Annotated in this window: 20 protein-coding genes; 6 read left to right on the forward strand and 14 right to left on the reverse strand. The window is 30.3% G+C overall.

Annotated elements, in window-relative coordinates; genetic code table 11:
* Nucleotides 1-57: 57 nt before the first annotated feature.
* Nucleotides 58-579 carry a cob(I)yrinic acid a,c-diamide adenosyltransferase gene (locus ABWP20_RS05285; protein WP_353094450.1) on the reverse strand — a complete coding sequence of 174 codons (522 nt, stop codon included), beginning with the start codon at nucleotides 577-579 and terminating at the stop codon, nucleotides 58-60.
* Between the two features lie 75 nt (nucleotides 580-654).
* Nucleotides 655-1,788: a THUMP domain-containing class I SAM-dependent RNA methyltransferase gene (locus ABWP20_RS05290; protein ID WP_353094451.1), complete on the reverse strand. Its 1,134-nt coding sequence runs from the start codon at nucleotides 1,786-1,788 to the stop codon at nucleotides 655-657.
* 141 nt (nucleotides 1,789-1,929) lie between these two features.
* On the opposite strand from ABWP20_RS05290, the gene ABWP20_RS05295 reads away from it, so the two are divergent.
* Both ABWP20_RS05295 and tyrS read left to right on the forward strand, forming a co-directional pair.
* Nucleotides 1,930-2,307: a class II SORL domain-containing protein gene (locus ABWP20_RS05295; protein ID WP_353094453.1), complete on the forward strand. Its 378-nt coding sequence runs from the start codon at nucleotides 1,930-1,932 to the stop codon at nucleotides 2,305-2,307.
* Between the two features lie 462 nt (nucleotides 2,308-2,769).
* Nucleotides 2,770-3,993, forward strand: coding sequence for a tyrosine--tRNA ligase (gene tyrS, locus ABWP20_RS05300; RefSeq protein WP_353094455.1), 1,224 nt, complete (start codon nucleotides 2,770-2,772; stop codon nucleotides 3,991-3,993).
* A 66-nt stretch (nucleotides 3,994-4,059) separates the two neighbouring features.
* Here tyrS and ABWP20_RS05305 read toward each other — a convergent pair whose 3' ends face one another.
* The 10 genes from ABWP20_RS05305 to ABWP20_RS05350 all read right to left on the reverse strand — a co-directional run bounded on the left by ABWP20_RS05305 (nucleotide 4,060) and on the right by ABWP20_RS05350 (nucleotide 14,513).
* Entirely contained in the window at nucleotides 4,060-4,629 is a 570-nt protein-coding gene (locus ABWP20_RS05305; protein ID WP_353094457.1) for a xanthine phosphoribosyltransferase, read from the reverse strand.
* A gap of 169 nt (nucleotides 4,630-4,798) precedes the next feature.
* On the reverse strand, nucleotides 4,799-5,572 hold the full coding sequence (locus ABWP20_RS05310) for an alpha/beta hydrolase family protein (RefSeq protein ID WP_353094459.1): 774 nt from the start codon (nucleotides 5,570-5,572) through the stop codon (nucleotides 4,799-4,801).
* A 338-nt stretch (nucleotides 5,573-5,910) separates the two neighbouring features.
* Entirely contained in the window at nucleotides 5,911-6,711 is an 801-nt protein-coding gene (locus tag ABWP20_RS05315; RefSeq protein ID WP_353094460.1) for a hypothetical protein, read from the reverse strand.
* 266 nt (nucleotides 6,712-6,977) lie between these two features.
* Complete coding sequence (locus ABWP20_RS05320; RefSeq protein WP_353094461.1) at nucleotides 6,978-7,715, reverse strand: nucleoside phosphorylase; 738 nt, start codon at nucleotides 7,713-7,715, stop codon at nucleotides 6,978-6,980.
* Complete coding sequence (locus tag ABWP20_RS05325) at nucleotides 7,712-9,058, reverse strand: dihydrolipoyl dehydrogenase family protein (RefSeq protein ID WP_353094462.1); 1,347 nt, start codon at nucleotides 9,056-9,058, stop codon at nucleotides 7,712-7,714. The genes ABWP20_RS05320 and ABWP20_RS05325 overlap by 4 nt, the downstream gene beginning before the upstream one ends.
* The gene (locus ABWP20_RS05330; protein WP_353094463.1) at nucleotides 9,045-9,974 is read right to left on the reverse strand and encodes an ABC transporter permease; all 930 of its coding nucleotides are present in this window, start codon (nucleotides 9,972-9,974) and stop codon (nucleotides 9,045-9,047) included. Before ABWP20_RS05330 ends, ABWP20_RS05325 begins: the two co-directional genes overlap by 14 nt.
* Nucleotides 9,967-11,049: an ABC transporter permease gene (locus ABWP20_RS05335; RefSeq protein ID WP_353094465.1), complete on the reverse strand. Its 1,083-nt coding sequence runs from the start codon at nucleotides 11,047-11,049 to the stop codon at nucleotides 9,967-9,969. The genes ABWP20_RS05330 and ABWP20_RS05335 overlap by 8 nt, the downstream gene beginning before the upstream one ends.
* A 1-nt stretch (nucleotide 11,050) precedes the next feature.
* Nucleotides 11,051-12,592, reverse strand: a complete 1,542-nt coding sequence (locus ABWP20_RS05340) for an ABC transporter ATP-binding protein (RefSeq protein ID WP_353094467.1) — start codon at nucleotides 12,590-12,592, stop codon at nucleotides 11,051-11,053.
* A gap of 90 nt (nucleotides 12,593-12,682) precedes the next feature.
* On the reverse strand, nucleotides 12,683-13,765 hold the full coding sequence (locus ABWP20_RS05345; protein WP_353094469.1) for a BMP family lipoprotein: 1,083 nt from the start codon (nucleotides 13,763-13,765) through the stop codon (nucleotides 12,683-12,685).
* A gap of 61 nt (nucleotides 13,766-13,826) precedes the next feature.
* Nucleotides 13,827-14,513: a Crp/Fnr family transcriptional regulator gene (locus ABWP20_RS05350; protein WP_353094471.1), complete on the reverse strand. Its 687-nt coding sequence runs from the start codon at nucleotides 14,511-14,513 to the stop codon at nucleotides 13,827-13,829.
* Nucleotides 14,514-14,858: 345 nt separating this feature from the next.
* Here ABWP20_RS05350 and ABWP20_RS05355 point away from each other — a divergent pair, with 345 nt between their 5' ends.
* Nucleotides 14,859-15,407 (forward strand): GNAT family N-acetyltransferase, encoded by a 549-nt coding sequence (locus tag ABWP20_RS05355; protein WP_353094473.1) that lies wholly within the window; start codon nucleotides 14,859-14,861, stop codon nucleotides 15,405-15,407.
* Between the two features lie 17 nt (nucleotides 15,408-15,424).
* Here ABWP20_RS05355 and ABWP20_RS05360 read toward each other — a convergent pair whose 3' ends face one another.
* Nucleotides 15,425-15,646, reverse strand: coding sequence for a YdbC family protein (locus ABWP20_RS05360; RefSeq protein ID WP_353094475.1), 222 nt, complete (start codon nucleotides 15,644-15,646; stop codon nucleotides 15,425-15,427).
* Between the two features lie 183 nt (nucleotides 15,647-15,829).
* On the opposite strand from ABWP20_RS05360, the gene ABWP20_RS05365 reads away from it, so the two are divergent.
* The 3 genes from ABWP20_RS05365 to ABWP20_RS05375 all read left to right on the forward strand — a co-directional run bounded on the left by ABWP20_RS05365 (nucleotide 15,830) and on the right by ABWP20_RS05375 (nucleotide 17,682).
* Nucleotides 15,830-16,414 (forward strand): SOS response-associated peptidase, encoded by a 585-nt coding sequence (locus ABWP20_RS05365; protein WP_353094477.1) that lies wholly within the window; start codon nucleotides 15,830-15,832, stop codon nucleotides 16,412-16,414.
* A 163-nt stretch (nucleotides 16,415-16,577) separates the two neighbouring features.
* On the forward strand, nucleotides 16,578-16,928 hold the full coding sequence (locus tag ABWP20_RS05370; protein ID WP_353094479.1) for a carboxymuconolactone decarboxylase family protein: 351 nt from the start codon (nucleotides 16,578-16,580) through the stop codon (nucleotides 16,926-16,928).
* A gap of 85 nt (nucleotides 16,929-17,013) precedes the next feature.
* On the forward strand, nucleotides 17,014-17,682 hold the full coding sequence (locus ABWP20_RS05375) for an NAD(P)H-hydrate epimerase (RefSeq protein ID WP_353094481.1): 669 nt from the start codon (nucleotides 17,014-17,016) through the stop codon (nucleotides 17,680-17,682).
* A 38-nt stretch (nucleotides 17,683-17,720) separates the two neighbouring features.
* Here the strand turns inward: ABWP20_RS05375 and ABWP20_RS05380 are convergent, their stop codons facing one another.
* Nucleotides 17,721-18,086 (reverse strand): arsenate reductase family protein, encoded by a 366-nt coding sequence (locus ABWP20_RS05380; protein WP_353094483.1) that lies wholly within the window; start codon nucleotides 18,084-18,086, stop codon nucleotides 17,721-17,723.
* Between the last annotated feature and the right edge of the window lie 13 nt (nucleotides 18,087-18,099).

The raw sequence follows: 18,099 nt of genomic DNA on the forward strand, positions 1-18,099 counted from the left end.
GTCCTTATTTTATACTATTTAATAAACAAATTCTACATATTTTTATAATTTAATACTTTAGTATCTTACAGCTACTTCTATATCCTCTGAATATCTTGCCATTGCATATAGGACATCGGATAATCTATTTATATACTTAATAGCCAAGGGATCTATATCTGCCAATTTTGATAAAGTAATAATTCTTCTTTCTGCTCTTCTGCATATAGTTCTAGCTACATGTAAATGAGCAGATTTCTTCCCAGAACCTGGTATAATAAAACCAGTAGGATTATTTAGTCTACCCATGTATAAGTCGATGATTTTTTCCAAATCATCTATATCCTTATCCAATATATGATACTTTACCTTTGTATTATCTTCTGTTGCTAAATTTGTAGCAACTGTAAAAAGTTTATTCTGTATACTTTGAATTATATCATACATTTCATCATCAACATAATTTTTTGCTAATCCAAGAAATGTACCTAATTCATCAACAGTTCCATAACTCTCCACTCTTATATCATCCTTTGATACTCTCTTGTTATCAAAAAGGCTGGTTGTTCCCTTATCTCCTGTCTTAGTATAAATAGTCATACTATCCCTCCTATTTTGTTAATTAATAACTAAAAGATGGTTTAACTACTAACTCAAAAGATTAATAGAAATTTATTATTTTTTTGGTCTTGGCCCATAGTATTGATAATAATCTACCTTAATCCTACCATTATATAATTTTCTTTTTCTATCTGCATTTTTCCCATAATCTTTCTCGAAATTTTCACTAGAAGTAATTACATAAACTGACCAAGTATCTAGTTCCTTAAACCTTAGTCCTAAATCCTTATGAAGCCTTTCAACTTCTCTTCTCTCACTTATACGTTCTCCATATGGTGGATTTGTAATAACTACACCATATTCATTCTTTAATTCTGCATCCCTGAAATCTTTAATAAAAAATGCAATATCATCTTCTAAACCAAAATTAGCTGCATTATCCCTTGCACGAAGAATTGCCTTTCTATCTATATCACACCCAAGTATATGCAATTTTACGTCATTATCTATGGCTTTAAAAGCTTCTTTTTTCGCCTCCTGCCAATATTCCTTCTTCACCCTAGGCCATTCTTCTGATGCAAAGTTTCTATCAAGTCCAGGAGCCATATTTCTGCCTATCATAGCTGCCTCTATTGGAATAGTACCTGAGCCGCAAAATGGATCAAATAACACCCTATCCTTATTCCAATAGCTTAATAATATCATTGCAGCTGCAAGAGTTTCTTTTATAGGTGCATCACCTTGTCTCTCTCTATATCCTCTTTTATGAAGCCCTTCTCCTGAAGTATCTATCGTCAAAGTTGCTATATCTTTTAATAAAGATACCTCTATAGTATATTTAGCTCCTGTTTTTTCAAACCATTCTACATTATATTTAGTCTTCAGCTTTTCTACCACTGCTTTTTCTACTATTCTCTGACAATCAGATATACTAAATAATTTAGAATCAATACTTTTACCTTCAACTACAAAATTTCCATCCTCTGTAATCCACTCTTCCCATGGAAGTTCCTTTGTCTTTTCAAATAATTCTTCAAAAGTTAAAGCTTTAAATTCTCCCATCTTTAAAAGTACTCTATCTGCTGTTCTAAGCCATAAATTAGTCTTTGGTATATCCTTCTCTGTTCCAATAAATGTAACCTTACCATTTTCTACTTTTAAATCATTATATCCTAAATTAATTAATTCTCTCTTAACTACAGCCTCTAAACCGAATGTTGCAGTGGCTATTAATTCAATGTTTCCCATATCATCTCTCCTTAAAAAATGTCTAACTCTATTATACTCTATATATTAAATATTTAGTTAATAATATTGATTATTTTTTTCTATATTGGGGTATAACAGTTACAGAATGTTAAATAATAATTATTATGGAGGGGTTTATACATGAAAAGCATAGGTAATTTATATCAAAGTGGTGATTGGAAAGGTGAAAAACATGTTCCAGTAATTCATGCACCTGAAACAGTTAAAAAAGATAATCTAGTAGACGTTAAGGTTATTGTTGGAGAAGAAATAGCACATCCAAATACATTTGAACACTATATATCATGGATAAAAGTATATTTCCAACCAGAAGGACATAAATTCCCAATTGAGATTGCATCATCTAATTTTACTTCCCATGGAGAAGGTGGATTATTCACTGAACCAAATGTATCCATTAGATTTAAAGCTGAAAAATCAGGTACAATATATGCAACATCCTATTGTAATATCCATGGACTATGGGAAAACAGCGTAGAACTTAAAGTAGAAGAATAGGCTTTATTAAAATTTTAAATTAAAATATAAGGGCCTAGAAAAATTCTAGGCTTTTTTTCACCTCTTGACATTATTCTTATATTATATTAATATATAAGAAAATTATATAATTAACTACGAAGGATATAAGTAGCTAATTAAAAGTAAATTCACAGAGAATAGACCATTGGTGAGAGGTCTGTATATTTAACTTAGCGAATTACATTTCTGGAGTTTCAATATTATTATTGCGTTTCCCACACGTTACGTGGATGAGGCTTTATGCGAATTAAGGTGGTACCACGGGTTTCCTCTCGTCCTTTAGATGAGATGAAGCCCTTTTTTTATGACCTAACCCAATGAGCGTAGCTAATTGCAGGTAGGTCAAACATAACGAGAACCAAATTCATACGAGTGTAGCGAGTAAATGAATTTGAGTTGCGAGACTGAGCGATATGATAATTAAAAAGTAGGAGGAATATTATGCAAAATGTATTCGATGCTTTAATGGAAAGAGGATATATCAAGCAAACTACCCATGAAGAAGAAATAAGAGAATTATTAGGCAAAGAAAGTGTAACTTTCTATATAGGATTCGACCCCACTGCAGATAGTTTACATGTCGGCCATTTTATAGCTATGATGTTCATGGCTCATATGCAAAGAGCTGGTCATAGACCAATAGCTTTAGTTGGTGGCGGTACTGCAATGATTGGGGACCCTTCTGGTAGGACTGATATGAGAAAAATGCTTACTAAAGAAGATATTGCACACAATGTAAGCAGTATTAAAAAACAACTAAGCAGATTAATTGACTTTAGTGACGATAAAGCCATTTTAGTTGATAATTCTGATTGGTTACTTGACTTAAACTATGTTGAATTCCTAAGAGATGTTGGTTCTCATTTCTCAGTAAATAGAATGTTAACAGCAGAATGTTTTAAGCAAAGATTAGAAAAAGGACTATCCTTCTTAGAATTTAACTATATGTTAATGCAAGGATATGATTTCTATGTATTAAATCAAAAATACAACTGTAAAATGCAATTAGGCGGAGATGACCAATGGTCTAATATGATTGCTGGAATGGATTTAATAAGAAGAAAATCCAGTAAACAAGTATATGCTATGACTTGTACACTCCTTACTAATAGTGAAGGAGATAAAATGGGCAAAACAGCAAAGGGTGCTCTTTGGTTAGATCCAGAAAAAACATCTCCTTATGAATTTTATCAATACTGGAGAAATGTTGATGATGCAGATGTTGATAAATGTTTAAGACTCCTTACATTTATCCCTATGGACGAAGTAAGAAGATTAAATTCATTAGAAGGAGCAGAAATCAATAAAGCTAAAGAAGTATTAGCATATGAAGTAACTAAGTTAATCCATGGAGAAGAAGAAGCTAACAAGGCACAACAAGCAGCCAAAGCATTATTCTCTGGTGGTATGGATGAAGGCTCTATTCCTTTTACTGAAATGGACAGATCAATATTTGAAAAGGGAATTGGAATCCTTGATTTGCTAAAAGACATAGGACTTACTAAGTCAAATAGCGAAGGAAGAAGACTTGTGGAACAAGGTGGTATCGTTATAGATGATATAAAAGTAGAATCTATAGACAAAGAAATTAATTTAGATGATTTCAAAGATAATAAGATAATGATAAGAAAAGGTAAAAAAGTATATCATCAAGTACGAATCTAAATATCAACACTTTATAACAAATAAGTATCATTCTTGGTGCCAGGCACCAAAAATGATACTTATTTGTTATCTAAATATTATCTTTTCTCCATCTATTGATTCTACAATGGCTAAAGATTCTAGTTTTATATCTTTTCTTCTTATATTATCTCCGCCTTTTTGAAATCCTTTTTCTATGACAATACCTACACCAACTAAATTACAATTAGCCTTATTTATTATATCTATTAATCCTTCAGCTGCTTTTCCATTGGCAAGGAAATCATCTATTATTAATATATTTTCTCCTTCTTTTAAATATCTTTTAGATACTTTTATGGTATAAGTCTTGTTCTTTGTATAGGAATATACAGAACTTTCATATGTATCATTATCTAGATTCTTTGATTCTGTTTTCTTTGCAAATACTACAGGCACATTAAAGTACTGAGCTGCAATAACTGCAATAGCTATACCAGATGCCTCTATAGTAAGAATTTTATCTATTTTATCAGATGAAAATCTAGCTTTAATTTCCTTTCCTATTTCATTTAGCAATCCTATATCTATTTGATGATTTAAAAAACTATCTACTTTTATAACATTCCCTTCCTTAAGGGTTCCATCATTAATTATCCTTTGTTTTAACAATTCCATTTTTTCACCTCAATAATTATTTTATATTATACTATAATAATTAATGGATTTATTCAAGAAAATTTATATTGATTTAGATAATACAAGTAATTTCGCTGTAATATGTATAATCGGAAATAATAATTTAAGTATATCAGCTATGATTATACGTCAAAATACTTTATAACTTTTAACTCTTTGCTTTGCACAACCAAGATATACTTTCTTCCATCATATTTGTAGTTACATAATGATTTAAATTAGGGTATTCGATTAATTGAATTTTCTGTTTATCTTTATATAAAGGTTGGATATTTTGTAAAAATAATCTTTGACTCTCTATAGAAACTGTACTATCACTACTGCCGTGAAGCATAAGAACAGATCTATCATTAAATAATTCCATATTGCTATAAGGGTCTAACCTCTCCATTTTTTCTTCTATTTCCTTTAACTCTTCAGTCATTTTTATTCCCAAATACTTTTTAAATATTTCATTTGAATTTTTCCATGCACAGGAACCATTTAATACAATTAAAGATTTTATCATAGGATTATGTACAAATACTCCTGCAGCAGTAAATCCACCCATAGAATGACCTACCAAGAAAATATTATTTGGATCTCCCTTATATTCCATAATAAGCTTTTCTATCAATAAATTAGATTCTTCCAGATTATTTAATATTGTCTTCCAAAAATACTTACAATTATCTAGTTTATAATAATCTATCAAACCTCTTTCACCATGATAAATCCCATCAGGTATTAATACCTGAAAACCTACTGCCGCAAATATTAGCCCTCTAATCCTTTGAGACTCCTTATTTGAACTCCAGCCATGATAAAATATAATAGTTGGTATAGTACCTTCTGCATCCTTTGGTCTAAATAAAATAGCTGGAATATTTTCTATATATATCTTCTCTTCAATTATATGATTAGAATATAAATAATCTTTCATTTAATCCTGATTTATAAAACATAGATAATTATCTATCTAAGTTTTTCATCCTATTATATAAATAAGATGGTGGTATTATAGAATTCACTCACTAGAATTACCCCATCATTAGTAATTCTAATCCCTTTAACCACAAATCAGTTTTCACCTACCTTCCTCTTCTGATTTTATTTATTTCTATCTATTCTACCCATTAATCTATATCCTTAAATCCTTATTATCTAATATCAATTTTCTATATATAAATTCTTCCAATATAATATCTAATAAATATATATAAAGCCGCCCATAAAAAAAGGACAGCTTCCGCTAATTTCAATTTAAGCAATTCCAATATACTATTTTGAACCTTTTACTTTAACAAAATATCTAATTATAAAACCTATAACTAAGATTATAAAACTGCATCCTATAGCTGGTATAAAAGATTTCTTGGAACTTCCTGTAACATATAGAGCTGTAGGACCATCAGCTCCACCTATTACTTCTATATGAGATGATGACTTATTTTTCTTATTTACATTATCAGATATATTTGACGATTTATCTGGCATAATATCCTCCTGTTCATTTCCATCGAAAATAACAATCTCATCTTCACCAGCATAAACTGTTACTTTCTGTCCAGCAAATGAAAACTCATTAAGCTCTCCATCACTATTTACAAAGGCTTTAATGGCTGCAGCATCCATCTTAGAACTCATATTTGAATCCTCCGGTAAAACTACTGATAAACTTTCATAATCAAGATTATTCACCTTATATGCTCCCCAAGCAATCTTAAAATCATTTCCCGATTTTTCAATTGACATAAGTACATAATCTCCTAAAGAAGGATTGGCTTTCTCATCATTCTCATCATAAAAAAATCCGTACTTAAATGAAGATATAATATTTACTTCATCAAGATTTAACTTATTTTTAACAGCTGAACTATTTAAGTCCTTACTACTAATTATACTTTTTTCTACAGAAACCTTTATATTATCTTCATCTATGCTTATTATTTCCCCTATTATCAACCCGTCATGATCATTATGCATTAAACGATAAAGTGCATCAGCAGCATAAACGCTGCTATGATGTATTAACACCATAATCAAAATTAAAGCTATGCAATACTTTCTAGGAATTCTCAAATATATCACTCCCTATGAAATTATATTATACTTTATCACTATACTACTGACATTGTCATTCTACTTTTACTTTCTTCTTTCCATTGTTTCAATTATATACTAAACCAAATTGATTAATCAAGATATAATAAACTTAATTAACAAAATCTATTATCTTTTCATCTTCTTAAAGAAAGCAGATGGATAATTAATATTGTTAAAATTGCCTATATAATAAAATAAAAGAAACATCTCATTACTAGATATTTCTTTTATTAAAATTTCATTTATCTTTGTTCATAAATCTTTCTTAAGGATTCTAATGCTAAAATAATTTCCCTTCTTTCTCCTTCTACTGTGCCTACACTTTCCATAGCATAATCTACTATGCCTTTTTTTGTATCCGATTTATACTCCACAACATTATTTAATATACTGGCAGTTTTTACTTTTCTAATTTGCCCCACTACAAATAAGGATGCTGTTTCCATGTCTGATGCAAGTATATTTTTTTTATTCCATTTTTCCATTATTTCATCTTCTTCATCAATATAGAATGAATCATGGGATCTAATTACACCACAATGATATCTATACTTCAATTCCTCACATGTATCCATAATTAAATTTGTAAATCTAATATCTGATACTGCAGGATAATTTGATGAAACATACATATTAGTAGTTCCATCCTCCCTTACAGCTGCTGAGCAGATAACCAAATCTCCTAATCTAATATTAGGTTGAACTGCTCCCGCTGAACCAATTCTAATGAGATATTTTGCTCCACAAGATATTAATTCCTCTATGGCAATTGCAGCAGATGCTCCTCCTATTCCAGTAGAAGTAACTGTTATAGGTACACCTTTATAATATCCTTTTATAGTTCTAAATTCTCTATTATATGCTATTTCCTCATAGGAATCTAAAAATTCTCCTACTCTCAATACCCTTGCTGGATCTCCAGGAAGTATTACATATTCTGATATATCTTTTTCTTCACATAATATATGAGGTTGTCTCATTGTATCACCTTCTTATATTTTGATTGCAATAAAGCTTCTAATATTGTTTCTGTTAATGTAGGATGAATGACTAAGTTAGACAGTATTTCATCTACTGTTTTCCCTTCCTTTATTAAATATCCCATTAGTCCAATATGCTCAGATACATTTTCCCCTATCATCCATATGCCTAAAATCTTATTGTCTTCACCTATTATGACCTTTACAAAACCTTCTTCTATGTTCTTTGCCCATCCTCTCCAGCTATCTTTAAACATAGAGATTCCTAATTTATATGGAATATTATCTCTCCTTAGTTCCCATTCCTGATTACCTACTCCAGCCATTTCTGGTAATGTAAATACTGCTCTAGGTAGGATTTCATATGATATATCTATTGGTATATCTTTTAATATATAATCTGCCACCTGTACCCCCTGCTGAATAGCCACATGAGCCATACCTAAAATCCCATTAATATCTCCTATGGCAAAAACATTTTCTTCATCAGTTAATAAGTTTTCATTAACTATAATTCTGTCTTTACTTATTTTAATTTTAGTGTTTTCAATTCCCTTTGGAAAATTTGGAACTCTCATTAAGGTAACTAAAGCCTTTTCACCTGAAACAAATCCTTCATCATCAAGTAGTATTTTAACACCATAATTATCTATTTCCGCACTTTTAGCCCCTACACCTTTTATTATCTTTACGCCTTTTCTTTTGAGATACTCCTCTATAGGAAGGACTAAATCTTCATCATTTCCAATTAAAATATTGTTTTCTTTCTCTATAAGAGTAACTTCTATACCCATTTCCGCATATAAAGCTGCAAATTCTACACCTTCTACATTTCCACCTAAAATTACTATACTTTTAGGCATATTACTTAAATCTATAGCTTCCCTATGAGTAATTATATTTACTCCGTCAATTGGAATATCCTTTATACTAGCTGGTCTAGTCCCTGTTGCAATAATAAAATACTCAGCTTCTATTATCTTATCCGTTAATTTAAATCTCTTAGAATCTATAAACTCACCATTTGCCCAATATATATCTATATTATCCTTTAGTAAATTATCATTCATTTTCTTTTCTAATTTTTTTAAATCGTCATTCCATTTTGTTACTAGATTTTTTCTAATTTCCTTTATCTGAGTATAATTATCTTTCTTTATACCTTTAAATGAATCTAAAATCTTCTTTACTGGCAATGCACCCCATCTTAATGCAGTACCTCCTAATTTATCCTTCTCTATTAAGGCTACAGACTTTCCTCCTCTTTTTAAAGCCCTAGCACTGTAATATCCTCCTACTCCTCCACCTATGACTACTACATCATATTTTTTAACCCTCAACATTGTTTGCACTACCTTTATTCTTCTTAGACATCTGTCTTTTAGTTACAATAATTAATGCAAATATAGTTGCTAAATAGGGAATCATTTGAGTAAATTGAGAAGGAATTCCCACAACTTGTAATCTACCGCCTAAGGCATCAAAGAATCCAAATAATAAAGCTGCAACAAAAGTACCTATAGGATTAGCCTTACCAAATATTATTGCTGCTAAGGCAATAAATCCTCTATTGGCACTCATATTTTCCGTAAATAAAGTTAAATATCCTAAGGAGAGATGGACTCCAGCCAATCCACATAATATTCCACAAGCCATTGAGCTAATATATTTCATTTTTCTTGGACTAACTCCTGCTGTTTCTAAAGCATCTGGATACTCACCAGAAGCGCGAAGCCAAATTCCCTGTGGCGTTTTATATAAATATATATATATCAATATTACTAAAATCCAACTAATATAAATAAATATTGTATGATTATTAAATATAGTATTTAAAAAAGGAATCTTATCTAATATTGGAAAACTAAGTCTTGGTAAAGGTATTATATCTGGTGAAGAAAAGGCTCCTTTAACTCCAAATATACTTCTAAGCAAAAATACTGTTACTCCTCCTGCAAAAATGTTTATAGCTATACCTATTACGAATTCATCTGATTTTAAATCTATAACAAATAGAGCAAATAATAAACCTACTAATAACCCAATAAAAACTGCAAAAATCACGCCCGCAAGTGAACTTCCAAAGAAATAACTCCCTACTACTCCAAAGAATGCCCCTAAAAGGATCATTCCTTCCATGCCTATATTGAGTATTCCTGCCTGTTGAGTAAGTAATCCACCCAATGCAGCCAATATAAGAGGTGTAGCAGTTCTTATAGTATGTTGTATCAATGCTAAATTAAAAATTTCACTAAACATTTTTCTCACCTACTCTTCCTTGAGCAACTTTTTTTAATCTCCAATTCTTATAAATATTTTTAAATCCTGGTCCTCCAGCAATAAATAAAATTATTATTGACTGAATAACTGATACTAACTCTGATGGTATGCCAGTAGCATTTTCCATAGAAATAGAACCTGTTTTTAAAGCCCCAAAGAATATTGACATAAATAATACTCCTATAGGATTGTTTCTTACTATTAAGGCTATTAGCATACCATCAAATGCATAGCCTGGAGATAAATGTTGTAAAAATCTATAATGAACTCCTATAACTTCAAATACTCCTGCAATACCACATAATGCTCCAGATATTACCATGGCTATTACCATTTGCTTTTTATCTTTTATTCCTCCATATCTTCCGAATAAAGGATTTTGTCCAACCATCTTACAATCATATCCAAATGATGTTTTCTCCATTAAATAATATATAAATATGGCAATAATCCCCATATAAAATATACTTGTATTTAATGTAGATAATCTTACTAATCGGGAAAATTGAAATTGTTCTGCTATAATTTCTGTTCCTCCCATCTTTCCCTGAGCTGCAGCAAAAGGATAGTTAACCAAATATCCGGTAAATAATGTAGCTACTGTATTTAGCATTATTGTAGTTATAACTTCGTCTACATTATACTTCACTTTAAGTAAGGCAGGAAAAAAAGCATAAATTCCTCCTGCAATGGCTCCTGCAATGATTGCCAAGATTATACCAATAAAACCCGGAAGACTAGTAAAGGTTATACCAACATAAGCTGCTGCAAAAGCACCTAAATAAAGCTGCCCCTCACCACCAATATTTGATATTCCTGACCTAAAGGATATGGCAGTTGCTAATCCTGTTAATACTAATGGAACCGTTTTGGCAAGAGTTGTAGCTACATTATATTTGGAGCCAAATCCTCCCTTTATTAATGCACCATATCCTACTAAAGGACTTCTCCCATTTGCCATCATAATCAAAGCACCTATTAATAATGAAGCAAATATAGATATAAAAAGTGAAGTTAGATATTCTAAATTTCTTTTTCCAAATATTTTTTTCATCTTATACACCTTCTCCCGAGCTACTCATATTTTTTCCAGTCATATAAAGTCCTATTTCTTGTTTTGATATATCTCCTTCATTAAATTCACCAGTAATACTGCCTTCGTAAATAGTCATTATCCTATCTGATAATCTAAATATTTCATCTAGCTCTGCGGAAATCAATAGAATAGCACAACCTTCATTTCTCTTTTCAATTATTTGATTGTGAATAAATTCAATTGCCCCTATATCTACTCCTCTAGTAGGCTGAGATATAATTAATATAGGAGTATTAAAAGTAAATTCCCTAGCAATAATCATTTTCTGCATATTTCCCCCAGATAGATTTCCCGCAAGAACTTCCTCTGAAGGTGTTCTTATATCAAACCTATTTATAAGTTCTTTACTATTTTCTTTAATCTTAGATTTATTTAATTGTATTCCTTTAGCTGCATAAGGCTTTTTATGCTGAGAACCCATAAGAATATTTTCGGAAATAGTGGCATCTTTGGATAATCCCATTGCTAATCTATCTTCAGGCACATGTGCAATCCCTAATTTTCTAATATCCCTTGGAGATTTATTAGAGGATTCAACTTCATTTATATAAAATTCTCCATTCTCTTTCTCCCTAAGTCCAGTTAATACTTCAACTAATTCAGATTGCCCATTTCCTTCTATTCCAGCTATACCAAGAATTTCACCAGATTTCAAACTAAAGCTAATATTCTTTATAGCTAAAAGTCCTCTATTATTTTGGGCACTTAAATTTTTTACTACTAATACTTCTTTCTTTTCAGTATTTTTCCTATTTAATTTATCGAATAAAACTTCCCTGCCTACCATCATCTCTGCTAATATATGCTCATTTGCATCCTTAGTATCTAAAGTTCCTATCATCTTTCCTTGACGCATGACACTTACCCTATCTGATATTGATAAAACCTCTTGAAGTTTATGAGTGATGATTATTATTGTCTTGCCTAATTCATCTACTAGTTTTCTTATAACCTTAAATAGCTCATCTGTTTCCTGAGGTGTTAAAACTGCTGTCGGTTCATCTAGTATTAATATATCTGCGCCTTTATAAAGTGCCTTCAATATCTCGACTCTCTGCTGAATTCCTACAGATAACGCCTCTACCCTCAACATTGGATTTACCATTAATCCATAAGTATTTGATAATTCTCTTGTAACTTCAATGGCTTTTTTCCTATTTACAAATATTCTTTTTTTCCTAGGTTCCGTACCTAATACTATATTTTCTGCCACAGTGAAAGATGGTAATAACATAAAATGCTGATGCACCATCCCAATTCCTAACTCTATTGCATCTAAGGGACTCGTCAATTTTACAGATTTACCCTTGAAATAAATTTCTCCTGTAGTAGGCTGGTGAAGTCCATATAATATGTTCATTAATGTAGACTTTCCGGCACCATTTTCTCCAATAATTGCGTGAATTTCTCCTTTTCTTATATCGAGGTTTATATTATCATTAGCTAATACTCCAGGAAATCGCTTCGATACATTTTTCAATTCTAAAAGTTTCTCATCCACTTAAATTCTCACCTCTTTATCCTATATTTTATTGTAAAATGGAGAAGTAGATAACTACTCCTCCATTGAATATTACTTACCTATTTGTCCTTAATTGTTAGTTTCATAATTTAATTTCTTAACAGGTACTTCTATTTCTCCACTGATGATTTTTGCTTTAATATCTTCAAGTTTTGCCTTCATTTCATCTGTTACAAATTGAGGCATATCATCTGTACCATATCCGATTCCTACACCATCTTCAGGTAAACCATAATAAACTACCATACCTTTTTTAACATTACCATTTTGTATGTTTTCTATAGTCTCATAAATGGATTTCCCTACTTTCTTAATCATGGAAGCCATTATAACATCAGGGTTTATATGGCGTTGGTCAGTATCTACACCTATGGCATACTTACCCATTTCTTCAGCAGCTTCAAATACACCTTCTCCTGTTTTTCCTGCTGCTTGGAATACAATATCTGCTCCTTTTCCATAAAGAATTGTTGCGTATTCTTTACCTTTTGCTGGGTCTTCAAAGTCTTCAGCAAATACAGTTTCCACTGTGATTTCAGGATCAATATATTTTGCTCCTGCCTCATATCCGACTTGGAAGTTTCTGATTACAGGAATATCCCTTCCTCCAACCATACCTATGAATTTACCATCATCTATGCCTTCTATAGATGTTTCAGTTGTAAGCATAGCAGCTAAAGCACCTGCTAAAAATGCTCCTTCATTTTCTGCATAAGATATAGTAATTAGATTGTTAATTCCTCCAATTTCATTATCTACATAGATATATGAAACTTCCGGAAATTCCTTTGCTATCTCTTGTACAACATCATAAAACTCAACTCCAACAACAGCTACTATTGAACCGTATTGAGAAGCTTGTACTAACTGGTCGTTAAATAAAGATGAATCATTTCTACATTCATACACTTTGTATTCAATGCCTAAATCATTTTTAGCTTGTTCTACACCTTCAAAAGATGAATCGTAGAATGAACGGTCACCTAGTCCACCTGCTAATACTAACCCTACCTTTGTTGCTTCACTACTATCTGATGAATCATTAGTAGCTGGCACATCACTTGAAGATGGTGCATCAGTTTTCTTGCATCCAAGTAATGATGCTGACACCATTAACATTAGTGATAGTAAAATTATAAGTTTCTTTTTCAAAGGAAACTCCCCCCTATTATTTATTACATAAAATCGATTTCTCTCGATTTTATTGACATAATTATTCTTTTCGACTTAAGATTTCTTCCTTCCTAAGTCCTTCCATATCAATAATATTAATCGAATTATTGGATACCTCTATGATATCCTTTTCCTTTAACTGCTGAAGTACTCTGTTTATGCTTCTAGATGTAACTGCAAACTGCTCACTTAACTGCTCCTTATTTATTTCTATTTCTATGCCAATACTTGATTTAACTCCTGAATCTAATCTATATAAAAGATAGTTACATATTCTGTATTTTAAAGAATACAAGGTGTTCTCACCTGCTAATTTTGACAGTTTATAAAAACTATCACATAATGTTTTTGTTATATGTAAAGAAAAACACCTGTCCTTATCAATCCATTTAAAGAAATTTTCCCTTCCTATACGGATTACTTGGGTATCTGTTAAAGCCTCAATAGAACAAATATATGGTTTGTTATCAAATATTTCTAGCTCTCCAAAATAATCACCATTTTTATATATGGCTTGAGAATACTTTTTCCCATTTTCTGCTGTCAAAAATATATTTGCATATCCTTTGACTATGATGGAAAAGTATTCATATTTCATGTCTTGATGACAAATCGTTTGTCCTTTAAAATATTCTTTGAATTCCCATTTTTTCAAGATATCATAGGGACAATCCCTTAATATCCTTTTTATTGCTTTGTTGGACTCAATAATTTCAATTATACGCAAAACTCCCACTCCTTAAAGTATATAATAAAATTGATACTCTAATGAAGGACATATGTCCTAAAAAACTACAAATTTCTCATAAATTATATCACATTTAATAAATACTGAGAATTATGTCCTACTATTTATTGCTATAAATTTATCTGCCTAGATTTTCCCTAAATTTGCCTCTTTATTTTTAAGTATTGATCTTTTATCTATTTCAACATCTTTATGATTATGATAATTCTATATCTTCCTTATTATATATTCATATAATAATTAATAGCTTCATATCAAAAATTTGTATTGTTATTATATTCTCCGTGATATAATGTACTATAAAAAACTTAAGGGGTGATATTATTGGCTAGATTAATTGGCGATAGAATAGTATTAAGAGAGTATAGAAAAGAAGATTTACCTTATATGAGAAAATGGGTAAATGATATTGAAATTACCCAATATTTAAGCAATATATTTTTATATCCCCATACTTTAAATGAAACCGAAAATTTCTTAAATAATATTTTACAAGGTAATTCTAACTTTAGAGGTTTTGTTATAGCTCATAAGGACACTGAAGAATACATTGGCCAAATTGATTTAATAAGGATAGATTTGGTTAATAGAATTGGGACATTAGGCATTGTAATAGGTACTAAGAATAATTTAAGTAAAGGCTATGGAAGTGATGCAATTAAACTCATTCAAGAATTTGCTTTTAATAAATTAAATCTTCATAAATTAGATTTAGAAGTAAGGGCATATAATGAAAGAGCTATTCACTGCTATGAGAAATGTGGATTTAAAGAAGAAGGCAGAATAAGAGAAAATTTCTTTGTTGATGGAAAATATACAGATACTTTATTTATGGGAATATTAAAGACAGAATATAATGAAAGGATGGTCTAATCCATCCTTTTTTATGACTATAATTCTAATTCATTTAATATACTTTTAAGCTTTTTTAACTCCTCAGTATTTAATGTAACTCCTTTTCCCATTTTAGTATGTTCTGGATCCCACTCTCTTATATCATACTTAGCTGGATAATTATTCCATGACACTAAATTGATTTCCTTAGTCCAACCTTTAGCTGATTCTGATAGTACACCTAAGTTTTCTTTTATTTCATATTTTATTTCTGCCATACTACTCCTCCTAATTAATCTTATAAAAGTATTTTTCTTGAATTCTCTTTAGTTTATATTTCTACAATAGTATAACACAAAATATTTATTTTTCTATATAATATTTAAATCCTATTTTTACTCTGTTCTTTCATTATATTTCTGGGTATAATAATACTATAAAATATTTAATTAGGTGATATTATGTGCGGTAGATTTTCTCTAGATACAAGTATAGATATGTTAATAGAAAGATATGAAGTTATAAAGACTGTAGGAAAATTTAATCCTCTGGAGGAAGTATTTCCTACAAATATGGTTCCTATTGTAATAAATAATAAGAGTAATGAACTGAAGGTAATGAAATGGGGATTTATGCCTGCATTTGCTAAGAAACCCATAATAAATGCAAGGGCTGAGACAGTAGATATTAAACCATTATTTAGAAATTCCTTTTACAATAGAAGATGTTTAGTTCCTGTAACCAGTTTTTTTGAATGGCAGAATATAGACGGAAAGAAAATAAAGAGAAAAATATCTGTGAAAGATGAAAATATCTTTTCCTTAGTAGGATTATATAATATTTTTAGAGATACAGATGGTAAAGAATATGAATCCTTTACCATAATTACAACAGATGCTAATGAAGATATGAAAGAAATCCATCATAGAATGCCTGTTATTTTACCTAGAGAAATGGAAAAATACTGGCTAGATGCAAATCTTAGAGATTTAGATATTATAAAATCTATAATGAAACCATATGAGGGGAAAATAAAAATATCCTAATAAGTTTGCAAACTTATTAGGATATTTTTATAAACTTACTCTATACCATAAATCAATCTATCAATTTTTTCTATTAGTCAAAATATACCCAACCCTGGTATAATATACACTATGGATTGTAAGCTTTAATTATATTCATAAATTTTAATAGGGGGAATTTATAATGAAAAGTCCTAGAGAATATTTAGCTGATTTCAATAATGGTATGGGAAAGGTTTCAAAAACAAATTCAGAACATTTATCTGCCTTTGGAAAATTTGTAGAAACTACATTTAAAGATGGGGCTATTGATGTAAAGAAAAAAGAACTAGTCGCTATTGGAATTTCTGTATATAGCAGATGCGAATATTGTATAGTCGGACATGCCTATAATGCTCTAAAAGCAGGTTTGACTAAGGAAGAAATAATGGAAGCTGCAATGGTTGCAATTGCATTTGGTGGTGGTCCATCTATGGCTTACACAGTAACTTTACTGGAAAGTTCATTAGAAGAATTTGCTAAGGATTTTGAATAATAATATCGACTTAAAACTACCCTAAAATTAGGGTAGTTTTTATACTTTCTAAGATATATAATAATCTTGAAAGGAGCGAGGTTTTATGCTTACTATTAGCTGTCAAGAAATGAAAGACATGGATTCTTATTCTATAAAAGAAATTGGTATTCCCAGTATAGTTTTAATGGAAAATGCGGCTCTTAAAGTAATTAGTCATATTGATTCTAACAATATAAATAGCTTTACCATAGTATGCGGAGTTGGAAATAACGGTGGAGATGGTTTAGCTATAGCTCGTCATCTCGTGATAAAAGAAAAAAATGTAGATTTATTTATTATTGGTAACCTAGACAAGGGGACTACTGATTTTAACATTAATTTAGATATCCTTAAAAATCTAGGATTAAAAATTAATTATATAAATGAAGAAATAGATTTAAACTCCCTGAAAAAAACTTTATTAAAAAATGATTTAACCATAGATGCAATATTTGGCATTGGTCTTACTCGTAAAGTTGAAGGAATATTTAGAGAAGTAATTTCTTTGATTAATGATTATTCTAATAATATTCTTTCAGTAGATATTCCCTCTGGGTTAGACGGTGATACAGGAGAAGCCTTAAGTGTCTCTGTTAAAGCGAATAAGACTATTACCTTTCATCTTATGAAAAAAGGATTGTTAAAAGGTAAAGAATATACTGAAGAAATAATAGTTGAAACTATTGGAATCCCTGAGAAAGCTACTAAGACCATATTAAAAAGGATGGAATAATCTATCCTTTTTAATATATAATAAGATTTTAAAATATATTACTGACCTAGCATCAAAGAATGATTCCATTCTTCTTCCTTAAAACCAACTAATACAATATCTTTACCTACGAAAATAGGTCTTTTAACAAGCATCCCATCAGTAGCTAAAAGTTTGATTTTATCATCATCTGACATATCTGCCAGTTTATCTTTTAACCCTAATTCTTTATATAGATTTCCACTTGTGTTAAAAAATTTCTTAATAGGATATCCACTTTTTGTTATCCATTCTTTAAGTTCAGACTCAGTAGGATTATTTTCCTTAATCTCTCGTCCATTATATTCTATATTATTTTCATCTAACCACTTCTTAGCCTTTTTGCAGGTACTACATTTGGAATAGCAAATAAATAAGTTTTTCATAAAATCCTCCTAT

This window comes from Tissierella praeacuta, assembly GCF_040396155.1.
Lineage (GTDB): Bacteria > Bacillota > Clostridia > Tissierellales > Tissierellaceae > Tissierella > Tissierella praeacuta_A.

Excerpts from the sequence above, each read along its gene's own strand:
- ABWP20_RS05360 (WP_353094475.1), bottom strand. The coding sequence starts at position 15,646 with ATGGCAGAAATAAAATATGAAATAAAAGAAAACTTAGGTGTACTATCA.
- ABWP20_RS05310 (WP_353094459.1), bottom strand. The coding sequence starts at position 5,572 with ATGAAAGATTATTTATATTCTAATCATATAATTGAAGAGAAGATATAT.
- tyrS (WP_353094455.1), top strand. The coding sequence starts at position 2,770 with ATGCAAAATGTATTCGATGCTTTAATGGAAAGAGGATATATCAAGCAA.
- ABWP20_RS05305 (WP_353094457.1), bottom strand. The coding sequence starts at position 4,629 with ATGGAATTGTTAAAACAAAGGATAATTAATGATGGAACCCTTAAGGAA.
- ABWP20_RS05320 (WP_353094461.1), bottom strand. The coding sequence starts at position 7,715 with ATGAGACAACCTCATATATTATGTGAAGAAAAAGATATATCAGAATAT.
- ABWP20_RS05330 (WP_353094463.1), bottom strand. The coding sequence starts at position 9,974 with ATGTTTAGTGAAATTTTTAATTTAGCATTGATACAACATACTATAAGA.
- ABWP20_RS05335 (WP_353094465.1), bottom strand. The coding sequence starts at position 11,049 with ATGAAAAAAATATTTGGAAAAAGAAATTTAGAATATCTAACTTCACTT.
- ABWP20_RS05295 (WP_353094453.1), top strand. The coding sequence starts at position 1,930 with ATGAAAAGCATAGGTAATTTATATCAAAGTGGTGATTGGAAAGGTGAA.
- ABWP20_RS05285 (WP_353094450.1), bottom strand. The coding sequence starts at position 579 with ATGACTATTTATACTAAGACAGGAGATAAGGGAACAACCAGCCTTTTT.
- ABWP20_RS05380 (WP_353094483.1), bottom strand. The coding sequence starts at position 18,086 with ATGAAAAACTTATTTATTTGCTATTCCAAATGTAGTACCTGCAAAAAG.
- ABWP20_RS05370 (WP_353094479.1), top strand. The coding sequence starts at position 16,578 with ATGAAAAGTCCTAGAGAATATTTAGCTGATTTCAATAATGGTATGGGA.
- ABWP20_RS05290 (WP_353094451.1), bottom strand. The coding sequence starts at position 1,788 with ATGGGAAACATTGAATTAATAGCCACTGCAACATTCGGTTTAGAGGCT.
- ABWP20_RS05325 (WP_353094462.1), bottom strand. The coding sequence starts at position 9,058 with ATGTTGAGGGTTAAAAAATATGATGTAGTAGTCATAGGTGGAGGAGTA.
- ABWP20_RS05375 (WP_353094481.1), top strand. The coding sequence starts at position 17,014 with ATGCTTACTATTAGCTGTCAAGAAATGAAAGACATGGATTCTTATTCT.
- ABWP20_RS05365 (WP_353094477.1), top strand. The coding sequence starts at position 15,830 with ATGTGCGGTAGATTTTCTCTAGATACAAGTATAGATATGTTAATAGAA.